General features: G+C 69.5%; 12 protein-coding genes. 6 read left to right on the top strand and 6 right to left on the bottom strand.

The genetic code is table 11. The features are described 5' to 3' along the window. Nucleotides 1–94: 94 nt before the first annotated feature. Nucleotides 95–1,891 carry a methyl-accepting chemotaxis protein gene (locus tag EOE66_RS17550; RefSeq protein ID WP_245479090.1) on the bottom strand — a complete coding sequence of 599 codons (1,797 nt, stop codon included), beginning with the start codon at nucleotides 1,889–1,891 and terminating at the stop codon, nucleotides 95–97. A gap of 273 nt (nucleotides 1,892–2,164) precedes the next feature. Between EOE66_RS17550 and EOE66_RS17545 the strand changes: the two genes are divergently transcribed. The 3 genes from EOE66_RS17545 to EOE66_RS17535 are packed head-to-tail and all read left to right on the top strand — an operon-like array spanning nucleotide 2,165 to nucleotide 5,063. After that, the gene (locus EOE66_RS17545) at nucleotides 2,165–4,015 is read left to right on the top strand and encodes a glutamine--tRNA ligase/YqeY domain fusion protein (RefSeq protein WP_128230013.1); all 1,851 of its coding nucleotides are present in this window, start codon (nucleotides 2,165–2,167) and stop codon (nucleotides 4,013–4,015) included. A gap of 34 nt (nucleotides 4,016–4,049) precedes the next feature. Next, nucleotides 4,050–4,565 carry a DUF3016 domain-containing protein gene (locus EOE66_RS17540; protein WP_164885153.1) on the top strand — a complete coding sequence of 172 codons (516 nt, stop codon included), beginning with the start codon at nucleotides 4,050–4,052 and terminating at the stop codon, nucleotides 4,563–4,565. Nucleotides 4,566–4,598: 33 nt separating this feature from the next. Beyond that, entirely contained in the window at nucleotides 4,599–5,063 is a 465-nt protein-coding gene (locus EOE66_RS17535; protein ID WP_375137491.1) for an FKBP-type peptidyl-prolyl cis-trans isomerase, read from the top strand. Between the two features lie 26 nt (nucleotides 5,064–5,089). Here the strand turns inward: EOE66_RS17535 and EOE66_RS17530 are convergent, their stop codons facing one another. After that, nucleotides 5,090–6,010 carry a DUF808 domain-containing protein gene (locus EOE66_RS17530; RefSeq protein WP_128230011.1) on the bottom strand — a complete coding sequence of 307 codons (921 nt, stop codon included), beginning with the start codon at nucleotides 6,008–6,010 and terminating at the stop codon, nucleotides 5,090–5,092. 46 nt (nucleotides 6,011–6,056) lie between these two features. Here EOE66_RS17530 and EOE66_RS17525 point away from each other — a divergent pair, with 46 nt between their 5' ends. Next, entirely contained in the window at nucleotides 6,057–7,253 is a 1,197-nt protein-coding gene (locus EOE66_RS17525; RefSeq protein ID WP_245479089.1) for an aminotransferase class V-fold PLP-dependent enzyme, read from the top strand. 48 nt (nucleotides 7,254–7,301) lie between these two features. On the opposite strand, the gene EOE66_RS17520 is transcribed toward EOE66_RS17525, so the two are convergent. Together EOE66_RS17520 and EOE66_RS17515 are read right to left on the bottom strand one after the other, a co-directional pair. Beyond that, the gene (locus tag EOE66_RS17520) at nucleotides 7,302–8,348 is read right to left on the bottom strand and encodes an SGNH/GDSL hydrolase family protein (RefSeq protein ID WP_164885152.1); all 1,047 of its coding nucleotides are present in this window, start codon (nucleotides 8,346–8,348) and stop codon (nucleotides 7,302–7,304) included. 137 nt (nucleotides 8,349–8,485) lie between these two features. Then, nucleotides 8,486–10,858, bottom strand: coding sequence for a YgiQ family radical SAM protein (locus tag EOE66_RS17515; RefSeq protein WP_245479088.1), 2,373 nt, complete (start codon nucleotides 10,856–10,858; stop codon nucleotides 8,486–8,488). 82 nt (nucleotides 10,859–10,940) lie between these two features. Here EOE66_RS17515 and EOE66_RS17510 point away from each other — a divergent pair, with 82 nt between their 5' ends. Next, a complete protein-coding gene (locus EOE66_RS17510) occupies nucleotides 10,941–11,315 on the top strand; it encodes a hypothetical protein (RefSeq protein ID WP_128230009.1) in 375 nt (124 codons plus the stop codon). On the opposite strand, the gene EOE66_RS17505 is transcribed toward EOE66_RS17510, so the two are convergent. After that, nucleotides 11,302–13,167, bottom strand: coding sequence for an ABC transporter ATP-binding protein (locus EOE66_RS17505; RefSeq protein ID WP_128230008.1), 1,866 nt, complete (start codon nucleotides 13,165–13,167; stop codon nucleotides 11,302–11,304). The two genes, EOE66_RS17510 and EOE66_RS17505, sit on opposite strands and share 14 nt — an antisense overlap. 134 nt (nucleotides 13,168–13,301) lie before the next feature. On the opposite strand from EOE66_RS17505, the gene EOE66_RS17500 reads away from it, so the two are divergent. Next, on the top strand, nucleotides 13,302–14,891 hold the full coding sequence (locus EOE66_RS17500) for a GMC family oxidoreductase (protein WP_128230007.1): 1,590 nt from the start codon (nucleotides 13,302–13,304) through the stop codon (nucleotides 14,889–14,891). Nucleotides 14,892–14,921: 30 nt separating this feature from the next. Here the strand turns inward: EOE66_RS17500 and EOE66_RS17495 are convergent, their stop codons facing one another. Beyond that, nucleotides 14,922–16,475, bottom strand: a complete 1,554-nt coding sequence (locus tag EOE66_RS17495; protein WP_128230006.1) for a UbiD family decarboxylase — start codon at nucleotides 16,473–16,475, stop codon at nucleotides 14,922–14,924. Between the last annotated feature and the right edge of the window lie 222 nt (nucleotides 16,476–16,697).

Raw genomic sequence — 16,697 nt, 5'->3', positions numbered from 1 at the left:
CCACTGTCCAGGACCTGCGCGTCCTGCCCCTGAAGAGCAAAGGCGGCCCGCGGGCCGCCTTTTTCTCGACCCGGCGCGCTTCAGCGCGCCGGCCTCAGAACGATTCCCACTCGTCGGTCGTGCCCGTGCGCGCGGCCGGTTCGGGCGTGGCCGCCGGGCTGGGCGCGGCCGCGGCGGGCTTGCGGCTGCCGAAGTCAGGGCGTGTCACGTTGGTGGCGCGGTTCGGGCCGCGGCGCTCCACCTTCAAGGCAGCGGCTGGCAGGCTGGTGGGGCTGGTGAATGCAGGCGTGGCGTGCTTCAGCGCCGGCAGAGGCGCGTTCGCGGCCCCGCCGTGCGCGCCACCTTCGCTGCCCAGCTTGAACACCGCCACGGCCGAAACCAGTTGCTGCGCCTGCTGTTTCAGGCTGTCGGCCGCGGCGGCGCTTTGCTCCACCAGCGCGGCGTTCTGCTGCGTCACCTGGTCCATCTGGCCCACGGCCTCGCTGACCTGGTTCACGCCCTGGCTCTGCTCGGTGCTGGCGCTGCTGATCTCGCCCATGATGTCGGTCACGCGGCGGATGGAATTCACCACTTCTTCCATCGTGCTGCCCGCACGGTCCACCAGCACGGTGCCCTGCTCCACGCGCTCGACGCTGGCGGTGATCAGGCTCTTGATCTCCTTGGCCGCATCGGCACTGCGCTGCGCCAGGCTGCGCACTTCGGAAGCCACCACCGCGAAGCCGCGGCCCTGCTCGCCAGCGCGCGCCGCTTCCACCGCGGCATTCAGCGCCAGGATGTTGGTCTGGAAGGCGATGCCGTCGATGACGCTGATGATGTCGGCGATCTTGCGGCTGCTTTCGTTGATGCCCTTCATGGTGTCGACCACCTGGCCGACCACCTCGCCCCCCTGCACGGCCACGCTGCTGGCGCTCTGGGCCAGCTGGTTGGCCTGACGGGCGTTGTCGGCGTTCTGTTTGACGGTGCTGCCCAGCTGCTCCATCGAGGCCGCGGTCTGCTCCAGCGCGCTGGCCTGCTCTTCGGTGCGCTGGCTCAGGTCGGCATTGCCGCTGGCGATCTCGGCGCTGCCGGTGGCGATGCTGTCGCTGCTGTTGCGCACCGTGCTGACGATGCGCACCAGCGCTTCGTTCATGCGCTTCAGCGCGGCCAGCAGGCGGGCCGTCTCGTCGTTGCCATGGGCCTCGATGCGCGAACCCAGGTCGCCGTCGGCCACGCGCTCGGCCACGTTCACCGCCGCCAGGATGGGCCCGGTGATGGAGCGTGTGATCCACCAGCCGAGCAGGCCACCGAGGGCCGCCATGGCCACCAGCAGGCCCAGCATCAGCGCACGGGCCTTGGCGTACTGCGCTTCGCCGGCGCGCGCCGCGTCGTTGATCAACCCGATCTGCAGTTCTTCCAGCTTGTCCAGCGCCGCGATGTAGGCCAGCTGGGCCGGGCGCAGCTCGGTGTCGAGCATCACGATGGCGCTTTCCTTGTCGCCCCGCACGGTCTCGATGAAACGCTGCTGCTTCGGCATGTAGGCCTCGCGTGCCGCCATCACCGCGGCCAGGACCTGCTTGCCTTCGTCGCTGGTGATGGTGGGCGCCAGAGCCGACAGCGTCTTGGCGATGTTCTCGGTGGCGGCCGCCGCTGCATCGATGGCAGCGCTGGTCTTCTGCGCCTCGCTGAAGATGATGGCGTTGCGCAACTCGCGGGCGACGAGGTTCATGTCGTCGGTGACTGCCGTCACCTGCTGCACTTTGGGCACGCGGTCGGTGCCGATCAGCGTGAGTTCGTCGGTCACCGTCCCCAGGCGGTTGATGCCGATGCCGACCACCACCGCCGCCAGGCCGATGACAGCGGCGAAGGCCACGCCCAGGCGCGGACCGAGATTCAGTTTGTTCAAGGCGTTCACTGCAGGCACTCCAGAAGTGCCCTCCGTGCGGCCAGCAGACCCTGCAACGTGCTCGGGTACTGCTGAGCTGTGCCGAAGGCCTCGATACGGGGCACGACGGCGCTTGAGGGCGATGATTTATTGTCGGCAGCACTTCCTGGACGCTTGAGTGGAATTACATGTCGGTGCACCCGCATCTTCGATGCACCGTGCAGTCTGCCCAGCCTGCAGCCCTCAAGTTTTGCCACACCGGCGCCCGATAGAATCCGGCGCCTCCGTTGCCCCGGCGAACGCATGGCCTCCGACCCGAAAAAATCCGTCCCCAGCGCCGCCGCGGTGGCCAAGCCCAGCAACTTCCTGCGCGGCATCATCGAGCGCGATCTGGAAGCGGGCACTTACCAAGGCCGCCGTTTCGCCGGCACGCCGGGCGACGCCGCCCACCACGCCGCCGGCCCGCTGGACGCCGCCAAGGTCCGCACCCGCTTCCCGCCCGAGCCCAACGGCTACCTGCACGTCGGCCACGCCAAGAGCATCTGCCTGAACTTCGGGCTGGCGCGCGACTACGGCGGCGTGTGCCACCTGCGCTTCGACGACACCAACCCCGAGAAGGAAGAGCAGGAGTACGTCGACGCCATCAAGGAAGCCGTGCATTGGCTGGGTTTCGACTGGAACGCCGAAGTCGGCGGCCAGACCACCAGCCACCTTTTCTACGCCAGCCACTACTTCGATTTCATGTACCGCGCCGCCGAGGCGCTGGTGACGGCCGGCCTGGCCTACGTGGACGAGCAGAGCGCCGAGGAGATGCGCGCCAACCGCGGCGACTTCACCACGCCGGGCACGCCCAGCGTCTACCGCAGCCGCACGCCCGAAGAGAACCTGGCCCGGCTGCGCCAGATGCGCGATGGCGAACTTGCTGACGGCGCCGCCGTGCTGCGCGCCAAGATCGACCTCGCCTCGCCCAACATCAACCTGCGCGACCCCACGCTCTACCGCATCAAGCGCGCCACCCACCACAACACCGGCGACCGGTGGTGCATCTACCCGATGTACACCTACGCGCACCCCATCGAAGACGCGCTGGAGCAGATCACCCACAGCATCTGCACGCTGGAATTCGAAGACCAGCGCCCCTTCTACGACTGGCTGCTCGAGAACCTGGCCACGCTCGGCCTGCTGGCCCACCCGCTGCCCCGGCAGCACGAGTTCGGCCGCCTGAACCTGAGCTACGTGGTCACCAGCAAGCGCAAGCTGCGCCAGCTGGTGGAAGAAGGGCACGTGGCCGGCTGGGACGACCCGCGCATGCCCACGCTCTTCGGCATGCGCCGGCGCGGCTACACGCCGGCGGCCATCCGCGCCATGGCCGACGGCAGCGGTGCCAGCAAGAGCAACATCTGGCTCGACTACAGCGTGCTCGACGGCTGCCTGCGCAACGACCTGGAAGGCCAGGCGCCGCGGGCGATGGCCGTGCTCGACCCGCTCAAGTTGGTGCTCACCAACTGGGCCGAGGTCTACGGCAGCGATGAACACCTGGAGCCCTGCACCGCCCCCGCACACCCGGCCCGGCCGGAACTGGGCGAGCGCCGCTTCATGCTCGGCAAGGAGCTGTGGATCGAGCGCGACGACTTCGAAATGGAGCCGCCCAAGGGCTTCTTCCGCCTCTTCCCGCCGCGCCTGCTGCCCGATGGCGACGTCACCCCCGGCAACCGCGTGCGCCTGAAGTACGGCTTGGTCATCGAGTGCACGGGCTACGAGATCAACCAGCACACCGGCGAGATCTACAACGTGCTGGCCCGCGTGGTGCCCGACACCCGCAGCGGCACGCCGGGCGCCGATGCCGTGAAGGTCAAGGGCACCATCACCTGGGTGGCCGCGGCCGACGGCGTGCCGGCCACGCTGAACCTCTACGACCGGCTCTACAGCGAGCCGCAGCCCGAGGCCGGCGGCCGAGACCACCTGACGGTGCTGAACCCGAAGAGCAAGGTCGTCACCCAGGGCTGGCTGGAGCCTTCGCTGGCCGGTGCGCCGAGGGAAGCGCGTTACCAGTTCGAGCGCCACGGCTACTTCATCAGCGACCGCATCGACCATTCGGCCGAGGCGCCGGTCTTCAATCGCATCACCACCCTCAGGGACAGCTGGGCGGCGTAGAGTGAGCGCCATCGTCACTGCGATGGAGCCAACCATGACCGGATGCACCTTCTGGACGAAGCCGCGCGCGGCCTGCACCGCCGCGCTGCTGGCCGCTGCCGCCTGCGCCACCCCTGCCGCGCACGCCGCGGGCAAGGTGGTGGTGAACTACCAGCAGCCCGAGCAGTTCGCCGACATCGGCCGCAGCACCTGGGACCGCGAACGCGTGCTGAAGACACTGAGCACCCAGTTCGAGACCCTGGCGGCACGCCTGCCCGACGGGCAGACCCTGCGCATCGACGTCACCGACGTCGACCTCGCCGGCGAGATCCGCCCCTGGGGCTGGCACGAACTGCGCGTGATGCGCGGCACCGTCGACTGGCCCGTGCTCACCCTGCGCTACACGCTGCAGGACGGCGAGCGCACGGTCAAGACCGGCGAAGAGCGCCTGGTCGACATGAACTACCTGCACCGCTCGCTGCAAGCGCGCGACAGCGCCGATGGCGAGATGGCCTACGAACGCCGGCTGGTGCGGCGCTGGTTCGAAGCCACCTTCATCCCTGCGCCTTGAGCGCAACCCCTGTCCCCCCCTGGAGAACCCGCCTTGTTCCACGCTTCACCCCGCCCCCGCTTGCTGGCCTTGGCCGGCGCCCTGGCCCTCTGCCTGAGCCTGGGCACGGCTGCTTGGGCCCAGACCGCCGACCCGCTGAAGAAGGCGGCCGCAGAAAAGGGGGCCGTGGTCAGCGACTCCGGCCTCATTTACCTGTCGCTGCGTGAAGGCCAGGGCGCCAGCCCCGCCGCCACCGACACCGTCAAGGTGCACTACCGCGGCACCTTCACCGACGGGCGCGAGTTCGACAGCAGCTACTCGCGCGGCGAGCCTGCCAGCTTCCCGCTGAACCGCGTCATCAAGTGCTGGACCGAAGGCGTGCAGAAGCTCAAGGTCGGCGGCAAGGCCAAGCTCACCTGCCCCTCGGCCATCGCCTACGGCCCGAACGGCCGCGGGCCCATCCCGGGCGGCGCGACGCTGGTGTTCGAGGTGGAACTGCTGGGCATCAACGACAAGTGATGCCCTGAGGGAAGCGCCGCCGGCCCTCAGGCCGAGGCGGCCTTCTTGCCACGCAGCTTCTGGAAGGCCGTGAACACGGCCACGATCACGCCACCGGCCACCACGCCCGTGGCGCCTTCGGCCAGCGTGCCGGCCAGCCACTTCACCGCGCCCGGCAGGCCGGCGATGGCATGTTCGATGCCGTGGTGCAGCGGCGGCACACCGTGCACCAGGATGCCGCCGCCCACCAGGAACATCGCGGCCGTGCCGACGATGCCCAGCGTCTTCATCAGCAGCGGCGCGGCGGCCAGCACGCCCCGGCCCACGGCCTGCGCAGCGCCGCCCGGGCGGCGGCTGAGCCACAGGCCCAGATCGTCCAGCTTCACGATGCCCGCCACCAAGCCGTAGACACCGGCGGTGATGGCGATGGCCACGCTGGTCAGCACCAGCGCCTGCGTGGTGAAGGGCGCCGCGGCGGCCGCGCCGAGCGTGATGGCGATGATCTCGGCCGAGAGGATGAAGTCGGTGCGCACGGCGCCCTTGATCTTGTCGCGCTCGAAGGCCACCAGGTCGACCTGCGGGTCTTGCAAGGCGGCGCTCAGCGCGGCGCGGTGGGCCTCGTCTTCTTCCTGGCTGTGCAGGAAGCGGTGGGCGAGCTTCTCGAAGCCCTCGAAACACAGGAAGGCGCCGCCCAGCATCAGCAAAGGCGTGATCAGCCAGGGCGCAAAAGCCCCGATGGCCAGCGCCGCCGGCACGAGGATGGCCTTGTTGACGAAGGAGCCCTTGGCCACCGCCCACACCACGGGCAGTTCGCGGTCGGCACTGACGCCAGTGACCTGCTGCGCGTTGAGTGCGAGGTCATCGCCCAGAACGCCGGCCGACTTCTTGGCCGCCACCTTGCTGAGGATGGCGACATCGTCCAGCACGGTAGCGATGTCGTCGAGGAGTGCGAGAAGACTGCTGGCCATGGCGCCGATTCTGCATGAGCGCCCCGGGTGAGAAGATGGCGGCACCATGCCAGCACCGACGCCCGAACAGATGCGCGAGCACTTCCTGCTCGACCCCACCGTCCACTTCCTCAACCATGGCAGCTTCGGCGCCTGCCCCAAGCCCGTGTTCGAGGCGCTGCAGCAGTGGCAGCTGGCGATGGAACGCAACCCGGTGGAGTTTCTCGGTCGTCGTTCGGCCGCGCTGCTGCGCACGGCCCGCGAGCGGCTGGCGGCCCACCTGGGCGCGCAGGCCGACGACCTGGTTTTCGTACCCAACGCCACCACCGGCGTGAACACGGTGGCGCAGTCACTCGCGCTGCAGCCGGGCGACGAGATCCTCACCACCGACCACGAGTACGGTGCCTGCGACGCCACCTGGCACCACGTCTGCCAGCGCACGGGCGCGGTCTACCGGCGCGTGGAGATACCGCTGCCTTTCGAGGCCAGCGAGTTCGCCGATCGCCTGATGGCCGCGGTGACGCCGCGCACGCGGTTGATCTTCGTGAGCCACCTCACCTCGACCACGGCGCTGGTCTTCCCACTGGCGGCACTGTGCGCCGCGGCGCGGGAACGCGGCATTGCGACCTTGGTGGACGGCGCCCATGCGCCCGGGCAGATCGACCTGCACCTCGACACGCTGGGCGCGGACTTCTACACCGGCAACTGCCACAAGTGGCTGTGCGCGCCGAAGGGCGCGGCTTTCCTGCACGTGCGGCCCGAACGCCAGCGCGAGGTGCACGCGCCGGTGGTGAGCTGGGGCTATGTGGCGGGTGAAGACGGTGCGGGCAGCACCGGCGGCCACACGGGTTTCGACGCCTACGTCGGCAGCACGCTGCTGGAGCGCCGCCTGCAATGGCAGGGCACGCGCGACATCGCGGCCTGGCTCAGCGTGCCGGCGGCACTGGACTTCCTGGCCGCGAACCACTGGCCGGCGCACCGCAGCGCGAGCCACCAGCGCGCGCTGGCCCTGCAGGCGCGCGTGCTGGCGCGCAACGGGCTGCAGCCCATCGCCCACGGCACCGATTTCGGCCAGATGGTGCCCATTCCCGTGCGCAGCAGCGACCCAGCAGGCCTGCGCGCCTGGCTGTTCGACCAGCACCGCATCGAGGTGCCGGTGACGCAACACGCCGGCCAGGTGTTCGTGCGTGTGTCCGTGCAGGCCTACACGCTGGACAGCGAACTGCAGGCCCTGGAAAACGCGCTGGCCGCGGCGGGCGTCTGACCCCTTGAGGTCGACCCGGCGCGGCCAGCGTGGGAGGTCTGAAGAGATTCAGGCGCGGCGGCGCTTCACCATCACGCCCAGGGCCAGCAGGCCGGCCATGAACATCCACACGGTGCCGGCCTCGGGCACGGCACTCAGCATCGCACCGGCCAGCAGGCCCTGGGCGTAGGCCGTGGGGTGGATGGCGTCCCAGAACAGCGCGCTGGCGGCATCGCAGTTGTTGCCGCTGAAGCCGCAGGCCTGGGTGACGTTGGTGAAGCCGAAGGCCCCCGGGTTGGCCACGTAGCTGCCGACCAGACCGGCCAGGTCGAAGATCTGCGCGCCGCTGCCGGCCAGGGCGCTGTTCAGCGCGCTGTTGTAGGCGCCGGTGATGAAGCTCGCCGCCCCAACCGCACCCGCCCCGCCGGCCAGGGCCGCGGGCGATTTGCTGAGATCGGGCGTGTTCCACACCACGATGTTGCTGGCACCCGCGGCGCGCAGCGTGCCCACCATCTGGGCCGTGGCCGTGGCGTAGGCTGTGGCACCCGCAGTGGTCAGCGCCACGATGTTGGCGGGGTTGGCGGCCACGGCTTCGGCGGTGGCGCGGGCGTCGTTGCCGCCGCCGGCAATGACGTACAGCGCGGTGGACGACACCGGGGTGGTGGCGAGGTGGCTGTTCAGCTGCGTCTGCAGGCTGGCCGGAAACGGTGCGGGAATGAATGGCGGCACGCCCGTGCCGTCGACCGTAGTGCGCGCGCCGCCGAAGGCGTAGTTGCCTCCACCGGCCAGTGAAGGCTGGGCAAAACCAGCCAGGCCCAGGCCGGCGGCGAAGCTGTTGAACCAGACCGGGCCGTTGCTGTAGGTGGGCCGCTGGCCCGGGGCCGACGCGTAAGGCAGCGAAGGGATGAAGGTGGCGCTGGTCGGGTTGGGGCCGGTGAGGCCGCCGAAGACGAGGTTGTTGTTGCCGCCGTCGGAGAGGCTGTCGCCGAACACGTAGACGGCCGTGAAGGGCGTCGGGACGGCAACGCCAGTACTGCTCTGGGCCAGCGCGGGCGCGGCACCCATGGCGAGGAAGGAGGCCAAGGCCACCAAGGCGGGGAGACGGCGTGTGTTCAAGGCGGGCACCTTCGGGCAATGCGTATCAGGGGCCGAGAAAGTACCACCGCGCCCACGGCCGGCCATCGCGGGATGCCCGGGGTGCAGCACCTTGTCCCCGCGAGTGAGGGGGCCTCGGGAACCCGCAGCCCGCAGGCTCAGCGCGGCTTGCGGCGCGTGCCGGTGGGCTTGGCTGCCGGCGCAGCGCCGGTCTCACGCGGCGGCAGGCCCGTGTGCTGCGTGAGCAGCCGGCCCTGCGTGACGGCCGAGGTGCGTGCGCCGGCCGGTGTGCTGTTCTTGCGGCGTGCGCTCACGTAACCGGTGCCGGCCGCAGGCTGGAAGCTGGGGATCAGGTGGTGCTTGCCGTTGCCGATGAGGTCGGCGCGGCCCATCTTCTTGAGCGCCTCGCGCAGCAGCGGCCAGTTGTTGGGGTCGTGCCAGCGCAGGAAGGCCTTGTGCAGGCGGCGGCGCTTCTCGCCGCGCACGATGTCCACCTTCTCGGCGCGCGCGCCGGGGCCTTCGGTGTGGCGGCTGATGCCCTTCAGCGGGTTCAGGTCGGTGTGGTACATCGCCGTCGCCGTGGCCATGGGCGAAGGGTAGAAGGTCTGCACCTGGTCGGCCTTGAAGCCGTTGCGCTTGAGCCAGATGGCCAGGTTCATCATGTCCTCGTCGCTGGTGCCCGGGTGCGCCGCGATGAAGTACGGGATGAGGTACTGCTTCTTGCCCGCCTCGGCGCTGTACTGCTCGAACATCTGCTTGAAGCGGTCGTAGCTGCCGATGCCGGGCTTCATCATCTTCGACAGCGGCCCGCCTTCGGTGTGCTCGGGCGCGATCTTGAGATAGCCGCCCACGTGGTGCTGCACCAGCTCCTTCACGTACTCGGGGCTCTGCACCGCCAGGTCGTAGCGCAGGCCGCTGCCGATCAAGATCTTCTTGATGCCGCGCAGCTGCCGCGCGCGGCGGTACATCTTCACCAGCGGGCCGTGGTCGGTGTTCAGGTTCGGGCAGATGCCGGGGTACACGCAGCTCGGCTTGCGGCAGGCGGCCTCGATCTCGCGGCTCTTGCAGCCGATGCGGTACATGTTGGCCGTGGGGCCGCCCAGGTCGCTGATGACGCCGGTGAAGCCCTTGACCTTGTCGCGGATCTCCTCGATCTCGCGGATCACGCTGTCTTCGCTGCGGCTCTGGATGATGCGGCCTTCGTGCTCGGTGATGCTGCAGAAGGTGCAGCCGCCGAAGCAGCCCCGCATGATGTTCACGCTGAAGCGGATCATCTCCCAGGCCGGGATCTTGGTCGGGCCGTCGTGCCCGCCGTTCTCGTCGGCGTAGGCCGGGTGCGGGCTGCGCGCGTAGGGGAGATCGAAGACGAGGTCCATCTCGCTGGTGCTGAGCGGAATGGGCGGCGGGTTGACCCACACGTCGCGGTCGCCATGCCGCTGCACCAGTGCGCGTGCGTTGCCGGGGTTGGTTTCCAGGTGCAGCACGCGGTTGGCGTGGGCGTAGAGCACGGGGTCGCTCTTGACCTGCTCGTACGAAGGCAGGCGCACCACGGTCTTCTCGCGCGGCGGCAGCTTGAGGTTGCCGGTCTTGCGGCTGACCGGCATGGCGATGGTGGCCACCGCGGGCACGGCGGGCGCGGCCGCGGCCACCTCGCCACTGCCTTCCTGCTTGGCGCAGGTTTCGCCCACCGAGGCCGCGGCCTCTTCGGTCGTCAGGTAGGGGTTGATGTGCTCGTCGACGCGGCCCGGGCGGTCGACCTCGGTGCTGTCGAGCTCGAACCACTCGGCGCCGAAGCGTTGCCCGTTCGCATCGGGCGTGGTGCGCACCATGAAGGCGGTGCCGCGGATGTCGGTCAGGCTCTCCACCGGCTTGCGCTGGGCCAGGCGGTGCGCCACCTCGATGATGGCGCGCTCGGCGTTGCCGTAGAGCAGCAGGTCGGCCTTGCTGTCGACCAGGATGCTGCGGCGCACCTTGTCCTGCCAGTAGTCGTAGTGCGCGATGCGGCGCAGCGAAGCCTCGATGCCGCCGATGATCACCGGCACCTCGCTCCAGGCCTCCTTGCAGCGCTGCGTGTAGACCAGCGTGGCGCGGTCGGGCCGCTTGCCGCCCACGCCGCCGGGCGTGTAGGCGTCGTCGCTGCGGATCTTCCGGTCGGCCGTGTAGCGGTTGATCATCGAATCCATGTTCCCGGCGGCCACGCCGAAGAACAGGTTCGGTTTGCCCAAGGCCTTGAAGGCATCGGCGCTCTGCCAATCGGGCTGGGCGATGATGCCGACGCGGAAGCCCTGGGCCTCCAGGGTGCGGCCGATCACGGCCATGCCGAAGCTGGGGTGGTCGACGTAGGCGTCGCCGGTGACGATGACGATGTCGCAGCTGTCCCAGCCGAGCTGCTCCATCTCGGCGCGGCTCATGGGCAGGAAAGGCGCGGTGCCGAAACGCTTGGCCCAGAAGGGCCGGTAGCTGGCCAGGGGCTTGGCCTCGGCAGGGGCCTTGTCGGCAGGGCGGGTGGGGGTGGGGGCCAGGGCGGGCACGGGGCGCTCCGTCTCGTGTAGGCGTCGGCTGGGCCGGACAACCCGCAATTGTCGGCCCTGGCGGGCTCAAGCACCGGACGGCATGGCCGAAAACCCCGTGATGGAAGCCTTCTTCAGCTGGGTTGGCGCCGCCCTGGGTGCGCTCTTCGCCGTCGCCGTGCTTGTGGCCTGGTGGGAACACCTGGTGCGCAACACCCGGCACCCCGCCGCCCCGCCCGAGACGCCGCCCCCGCGTGCGGTGACGGTGGACGTGCCGCTGGACACGCTGACCGCCCCCCCGCCCGGCGACACCGCCGAGCGTCAGGCGGCGCTGGACGGCGCCTTGCAGCGCATGGCCAGCCCAGCCCCGGCGGCCGCGCCCGGTGCCGAAGCCAGCGCGTGGGTCGAGACCGAACCGATGGTGCTGAGCGCCGCCACGGCGCCGGCGGCCGAAGCGAAGGCCGTCAGCCCGCCGTGACCGGGGCGGGCGTGCCGTCTTCGTCGAGTTCTTCGCCGAGGAAACCACCGCTCTGGTGTTCCCACAGCCGGGCGTAGATGCCGCCGGCGGCCAGCAAAGTGGCGTGGTCGCCCACCTCGACGATGCGGCCCTGGTCCATCACCACCAGGCGGTCCATGGCCGCGATGGTGCTCAAGCGGTGCGCAATCGCCACCACCGTCTTGCCCTCCATCAGCCGGTAAAGGCTTTCCTGGATGGCGGCTTCCACCTCGCTGTCGAGCGCGCTGGTGGCTTCGTCGAGCAGCAGGATGGGTGCATCCTTCAGCATCACCCGCGCGATGGCGATGCGCTGGCGCTGCCCGCCGCTGAGCTTGACGCCGCGCTCGCCGACATGGGCGTCGTAGCCCTTGCGGCCCTTGGCGTCGCTCAGGCCGGCGATGAAGTCGGCGGCTTCGGCGCGTTCGGCGGCGCGCACCATCTCGGCCTCGGTGGCGTCAGGCCGGCCGTAGACGATGTTGTCGCGCACGCTGCGGTGCAGCAGCGAGGTGTCCTGGGTCACCATGCCCACGTGCCGGCGCAGGCTGGCCTGGGTGACACCGGCGATGTCCTGCCCGTCCACGAGGATGCGGCCCGATTCCAGGTCGTACAGGCGCAGCAGCAGGTTCACCACCGTGCTCTTGCCCGCGCCCGAGCGGCCCACCAGACCGATCTTCTCGCCCGGGCGGATGTGCAGGTTCAGGCCGTCGACCACGCGCTTCTTGCCGCCGTAGGCGAAAACCACGTTCTCGAACACCACCTCGCCGCGCGGCACGACCAGCGCCTTCGCATCGGGCTTGTCCACCACGCTCTGCACGCGCGAGAGCGTGGCCATGCCGTCCTGCACGGTGCCGATGTGCTCGAACAATGTGGCCAGTTCCCACATCACCCAGTGCGAGATGCCGTTCAGGCGGAAAGCCATGGCCGTGGCCGCGGCCACCGCGCCCACGCCCACCAGCGAACCCGACCACAGCGCCAGGCTCACGAAGGCCGTGGCGGCGATCAGGCCCACGCTGAGGATCTGGTTGACCGTCTCGAAGCCCGTCACCAGCCGCATCTGCGCGTAGGCGGTGCTCATGAACTCCTGCATCGCGCCGCGCGCGAACTGCGCCTCGCGCTGCGCGTGGCTGAAGAGCTTGACGGTGGCGATGTTGGTGTAGGCGTCGGTGATGCGGCCCGTCATCAGGCTCCGCGCGTCGGCCTGCGCCTGCGCCACCTGGCCGAGGCGTGGCACGAAGTACCACAGCGCCGCGACGTACAGCACCAGCCAGCCCAGGAAAGGCGCCACCAGCCAGAGGTCGAAGGCACCCACCACCGCCAGCAGCGTGACGAAGTAGATCACCACGTAGACCATGATGTCGGTGACGATCAGCCAGGTGTCGCGCACGGCCAGCGAGGTCTGCATCACCTTGGTGGCGATGCGGCCGGCGAACTCGTCCTGGTAGAAGCCCATGCTCTGCTCGAGCATCAGGCGGTGGAAGTTCCAGCGCAGGCGCATCGGGAAGTTGCCGAACACGCCCTGGTACTTGAACAGGGCCTGCAGCGCCGCGAAGACCACGCTGGCGCCCAGCACCACCGCCAGCAGCGTGAGCGTGCGGCCGTGCTCGGCCCACAGCTGCGTGGGCTGCACCTTGGCAAGCAGGTCCACCACGTGGGCCATCATGCTGAAGAGCAGCGCCTCGAAGGCGCCGATGGCCGCGGTGAACAGCGTCACCATCAGCAGCCAGGGGCGCACGCCCTTGGAGCAAGTCCACAAGAAGGCGAAGAAGCTGCGCGGCGGCGGGGGCGGCAGGGCATCCGGGTAGGGATGCACGAGCTTTTCGAATCGTCCGAACACGGGTGAAGGCTCCCAGGCGCGGCAGGGCGCCGGCGCAAAGCGGCGGATTATCGAGGCGGGGCCGGGCTAGAGGCACCCCACCAATTCGGGCAGGGGCCGCTGGCTATGATGAATCGAGGAGACCCCCAGACCCCATGTTCGACTACATCATCGTCGGCGGCGGCGCCGCCGGATCGGTGCTCGCCGCACGGCTGAGCGAAGACCCGCAGACCAGCGTCTGCCTCGTGGAAGCAGGCCCCGTGGACCGCAGCGCCTTCATCCACTGCCCTGCCGGCTTCGCGCTGATGGCGCAGACGGGCGTGGCCAACTGGTCTTTCGAAAGCGTGCCGCAACCCGGCCTGAATGGCCGCCGCGGCTACCAGCCACGCGGCAAGGTGCTGGGCGGCTCGAGCTCGATCAACGCGATGATCTACATCCGGGGCCAGCGCGAAGACTTCGACCACTGGGCCGAACTCGGCAACCCCGGCTGGGGCTGGAGCGAGGTGCTGCCCTACTTCCTTCGCGCCGAGCACAACGAACGCGGGGCCGATGCCTGGCATGGTCGTGGCGGCCCGCTGAACGTGGCCGACCTGATGCAGCCCAACCGGGTGTCGTCGCTCTTCGTGCAGGCCGGACAGCAGGCCGGCTATCCAGGCAACCCCGACTTCAATGCTGAAGTGCAGGAAGGCGTGGGCCTGTACCAGGTGATGCAGAAAGGTGGCGAGCGCATGAGCGCCGCCAAGGCTTACCTCACGCCCGCACTGGGCCGCAGCAACCTGCAGGTGGTCACCGATGCCACGGTGGCGCGTGTCACCTTCGAGGGCCGCCGCGCCACGGGCATCGAACTCGTGCAGGGCGCCGCCACGCGCACGCTGCAGGCGCGCCGCGAGGTGCTGCTCTGCGCCGGCGCGCTGCAGAGCCCGCAGATCCTGCTGCGTTCGGGCGTGGGCGATGGCGCCGAACTGCAGCAGCACGGCGTCACCACGCTGCACCACTTGCCGGGCGTGGGCCGCCACCTGCACGACCACATCGACGTGACGCAGGTGCATGCCGCCCCGCGTGCGAAGGACCTTTTCGGCCTCTCGCTCACCGGCGCCTGGCACGCGCTGCAGGGCCTGTGGCAGTGGCGCACGGCGCGCCGCGGCATCCTCACCACCAACTTCGGCGAGGCCGGCGGCTTCATCAAGAGCAGCCCCGAAGAGGCCACGCCGGACCTGCAGTTCCACTTCGTCATCGGCAAGCTGGTCGACCACGGCCGCAAGACGGTGTTCGGGCATGGTTTCTCATGCCATGTATGCCTGCTGCGCCCCGTCAGCCGCGGCCGCCTCACGCTGGCCAGCGCCGACGTGCACGCGCCGCCGGCCATCGATCTGGGCTTCCTCACCGAGCGTGACGATGTCGATCGCCTGGTGCGCGGCTTCAAGCTGATGCGCAGCATCCTCGCGCAGCCGGCGCTGGCCGCCCTGGGCGGGCGCGAGCTGCCGGCCAGCGCCGCGGCGCAGACCGACGCGCAGATCGAGCAGTTCGTGCGCAACCACGCCGACACCATCTACCACCCGGTGGGCAGCTGCCGCATGGGCCCGGGGCCTGACGACGTGGTGGATGCGCAACTGCGTGTGCACGGCTTGCAAGGCCTGCGCGTGGTGGACGCATCCATCATGCCGCGCATCGTCTCGGGCAACACCACCGCGCCTACGGTGATGATCGCGGAGAAGGCGGCCGACCTCATCAAGGCCGCCGCCTGAACACCGGCGCCCGGGCTCGGGCGCCCGGCCTCAGTTCGGCATCAACCCCGCGACGATCCGCTCCACGCGTTGCGTGACAGCGGCGTCCATCGTGATGGTGCGGCCCCACTCGCGCGGGGTTTCGCCGGGCCACTTGTTGGTGGCATCCAGCCCCATCTTGCCGCCCAGGCCGCTGACGGGGCTGGCGAAATCGAGGTAGTCGATGGGCGTGTGCTCCACCAGCGTGGTGTCGCGCACCGGGTCCATGCGCGTGGTGATGGCCCAGATCACTTCCTGCCAGTTGCGGATGTCGACGTCGTCGTCCGTCACCACGATGAACTTCGTGTACATGAACTGCCGCAGGAAGCTCCAAAGCCCGAACATCACGCGCTTGGCGTGGCCCGGGTAGGCCTTCTTGATCGAGATGATCGCCATGCGGTAGCTGCAGCCCTCGGGCGGCAGGTAGAAGTCGACGATCTCCGGGAACTGCTTCTGCAGGATGGGCACGAACACCTCGTTCAGCGCCACGCCCAGGATGGCCGGCTCGTCGGGCGGCTTGCCGGTGTAGGTGGAGTGGTAGATCGGGTCGCGGCGGTGCGTGATGCGGTCGATGCGGAAGACGGGGAACCAGTCCTGTTCGTTGTAGTAGCCCGTGTGGTCGCCGAAGGGGCCTTCCAGCGCGTGCAGGTAGCCGCCCTTTTCCTTCAGCTTCACACCCAGGTCTGACACGCCTTCAAAACCGGCGGGCGCGGGCGGGATGTGGCCCTCGAACACGATCTCGGCGCTGGACGGCACGTTGAGCTTGAGCGCGCCCTCGCCCACTTGGGTGGCCACCAGCTCGGTGCGGCTGCCGCGCAGCAGGCCGGCGAACTGGTACTCGCCGAGCGTGTCAGGCACGGGCGTCACCGCGCCCAGGATGGTGGCCGGGTCGGCCCCCAGTGCCACCGCCATCGGGAAAGGCTGGCCGGGGTTGGCGCGCGCGAACTCGCGGAAGTCCAGCGCGCCGCCGCGGTGGGCGAGCCAACGCATGATCACCTCGTTGCGGCCGATCACCTGCTGGCGGTAGATGCCCAGGTTCTGGCGGCTGCGCGGGTTGGCCAAGCCTTGCGGGCCGCGCGTGACCACCAGGCCCCAGGTGATGAGCGGGCCGGCGTCGCCCGGCCAGCAGGTCTGCACCGGCAGCGTGGCCAGGTTGACGTCACTGCCCTCCAGCACCACGTCCTGGCAGGGCGCGCTGCGCTGCACCGAGGGCTTCATGTCCCACAGCGCCTTGCCCATGGCCAGCAGCTTGCCCGCGTCCTTCAGGCCCTTGGGTGGCTCCGGCTCCTTCAGCCCGGCCAGCAGCCGGCCCACGTCGCGCAGGTCGCCCAGGCTCTCGGCGCCCATGCCCAAAGCCACCCTCCGGGGGGTGCCGAAGAGGTTGATCAGACAAGGAATCTTGTAACCGGCGGGCTGGGTGCACAGCACGGCGGGGCCACCGGCTCGCAGCAGCTTGTCGCCAATTGCCGTCATTTCCAGATGTGGAGACACCGGTTCGGCCAGTTTTCGCAGCTCGCCCAGGCGTTCGAGCTGTTGGATGAAGTCGCGGAGGTCTCGGTATTTCATGGGTTCTGGTTATTAGAGACCTGTTTCATATTCTTGACCGGGTATGAGGGCGTTCCTAGAATCCGCCCAGATCCAAACCTTAAGGGTTAACCCGCGGCGCTTGCCCAGCGCACACAGCCCGCGCGTTGACACCGTCCCGCCCCTGCCCGGCAGCCACTTTCCGACCTTCGTCGCGGCTGCCCCCAGGCCCGAACCCCGGGGCGGCTGATTATTCACCGGGGC

It is taken from the genome of Rubrivivax rivuli, assembly GCF_004016505.1.
Classification (GTDB): Bacteria; Pseudomonadota; Gammaproteobacteria; order Burkholderiales; family Burkholderiaceae_C; genus Rubrivivax; species Rubrivivax rivuli.
The sequence above is the reverse complement of the archived record's forward strand: the minus strand, read 5'-3'. Positions and strand labels throughout refer to the sequence as shown.

Coding starts and splice junctions, on each gene's coding strand:
- EOE66_RS17545 (WP_128230013.1), top strand. CDS start 2,165: ATGGCCTCCGACCCGAAAAAATCCGTCCCCAGCGCCGCCGCGGTGGCC.
- EOE66_RS17540 (WP_164885153.1), top strand. CDS start 4,050: ATGACCGGATGCACCTTCTGGACGAAGCCGCGCGCGGCCTGCACCGCC.
- EOE66_RS17530 (WP_128230011.1), bottom strand. CDS start 6,010: ATGGCCAGCAGTCTTCTCGCACTCCTCGACGACATCGCTACCGTGCTG.
- EOE66_RS17525 (WP_245479089.1), top strand. CDS start 6,057: ATGCCAGCACCGACGCCCGAACAGATGCGCGAGCACTTCCTGCTCGAC.
- EOE66_RS17510 (WP_128230009.1), top strand. CDS start 10,941: ATGGCCGAAAACCCCGTGATGGAAGCCTTCTTCAGCTGGGTTGGCGCC.
- EOE66_RS17500 (WP_128230007.1), top strand. CDS start 13,302: ATGTTCGACTACATCATCGTCGGCGGCGGCGCCGCCGGATCGGTGCTC.
- EOE66_RS17495 (WP_128230006.1), bottom strand. CDS start 16,475: ATGAAATACCGAGACCTCCGCGACTTCATCCAACAGCTCGAACGCCTG.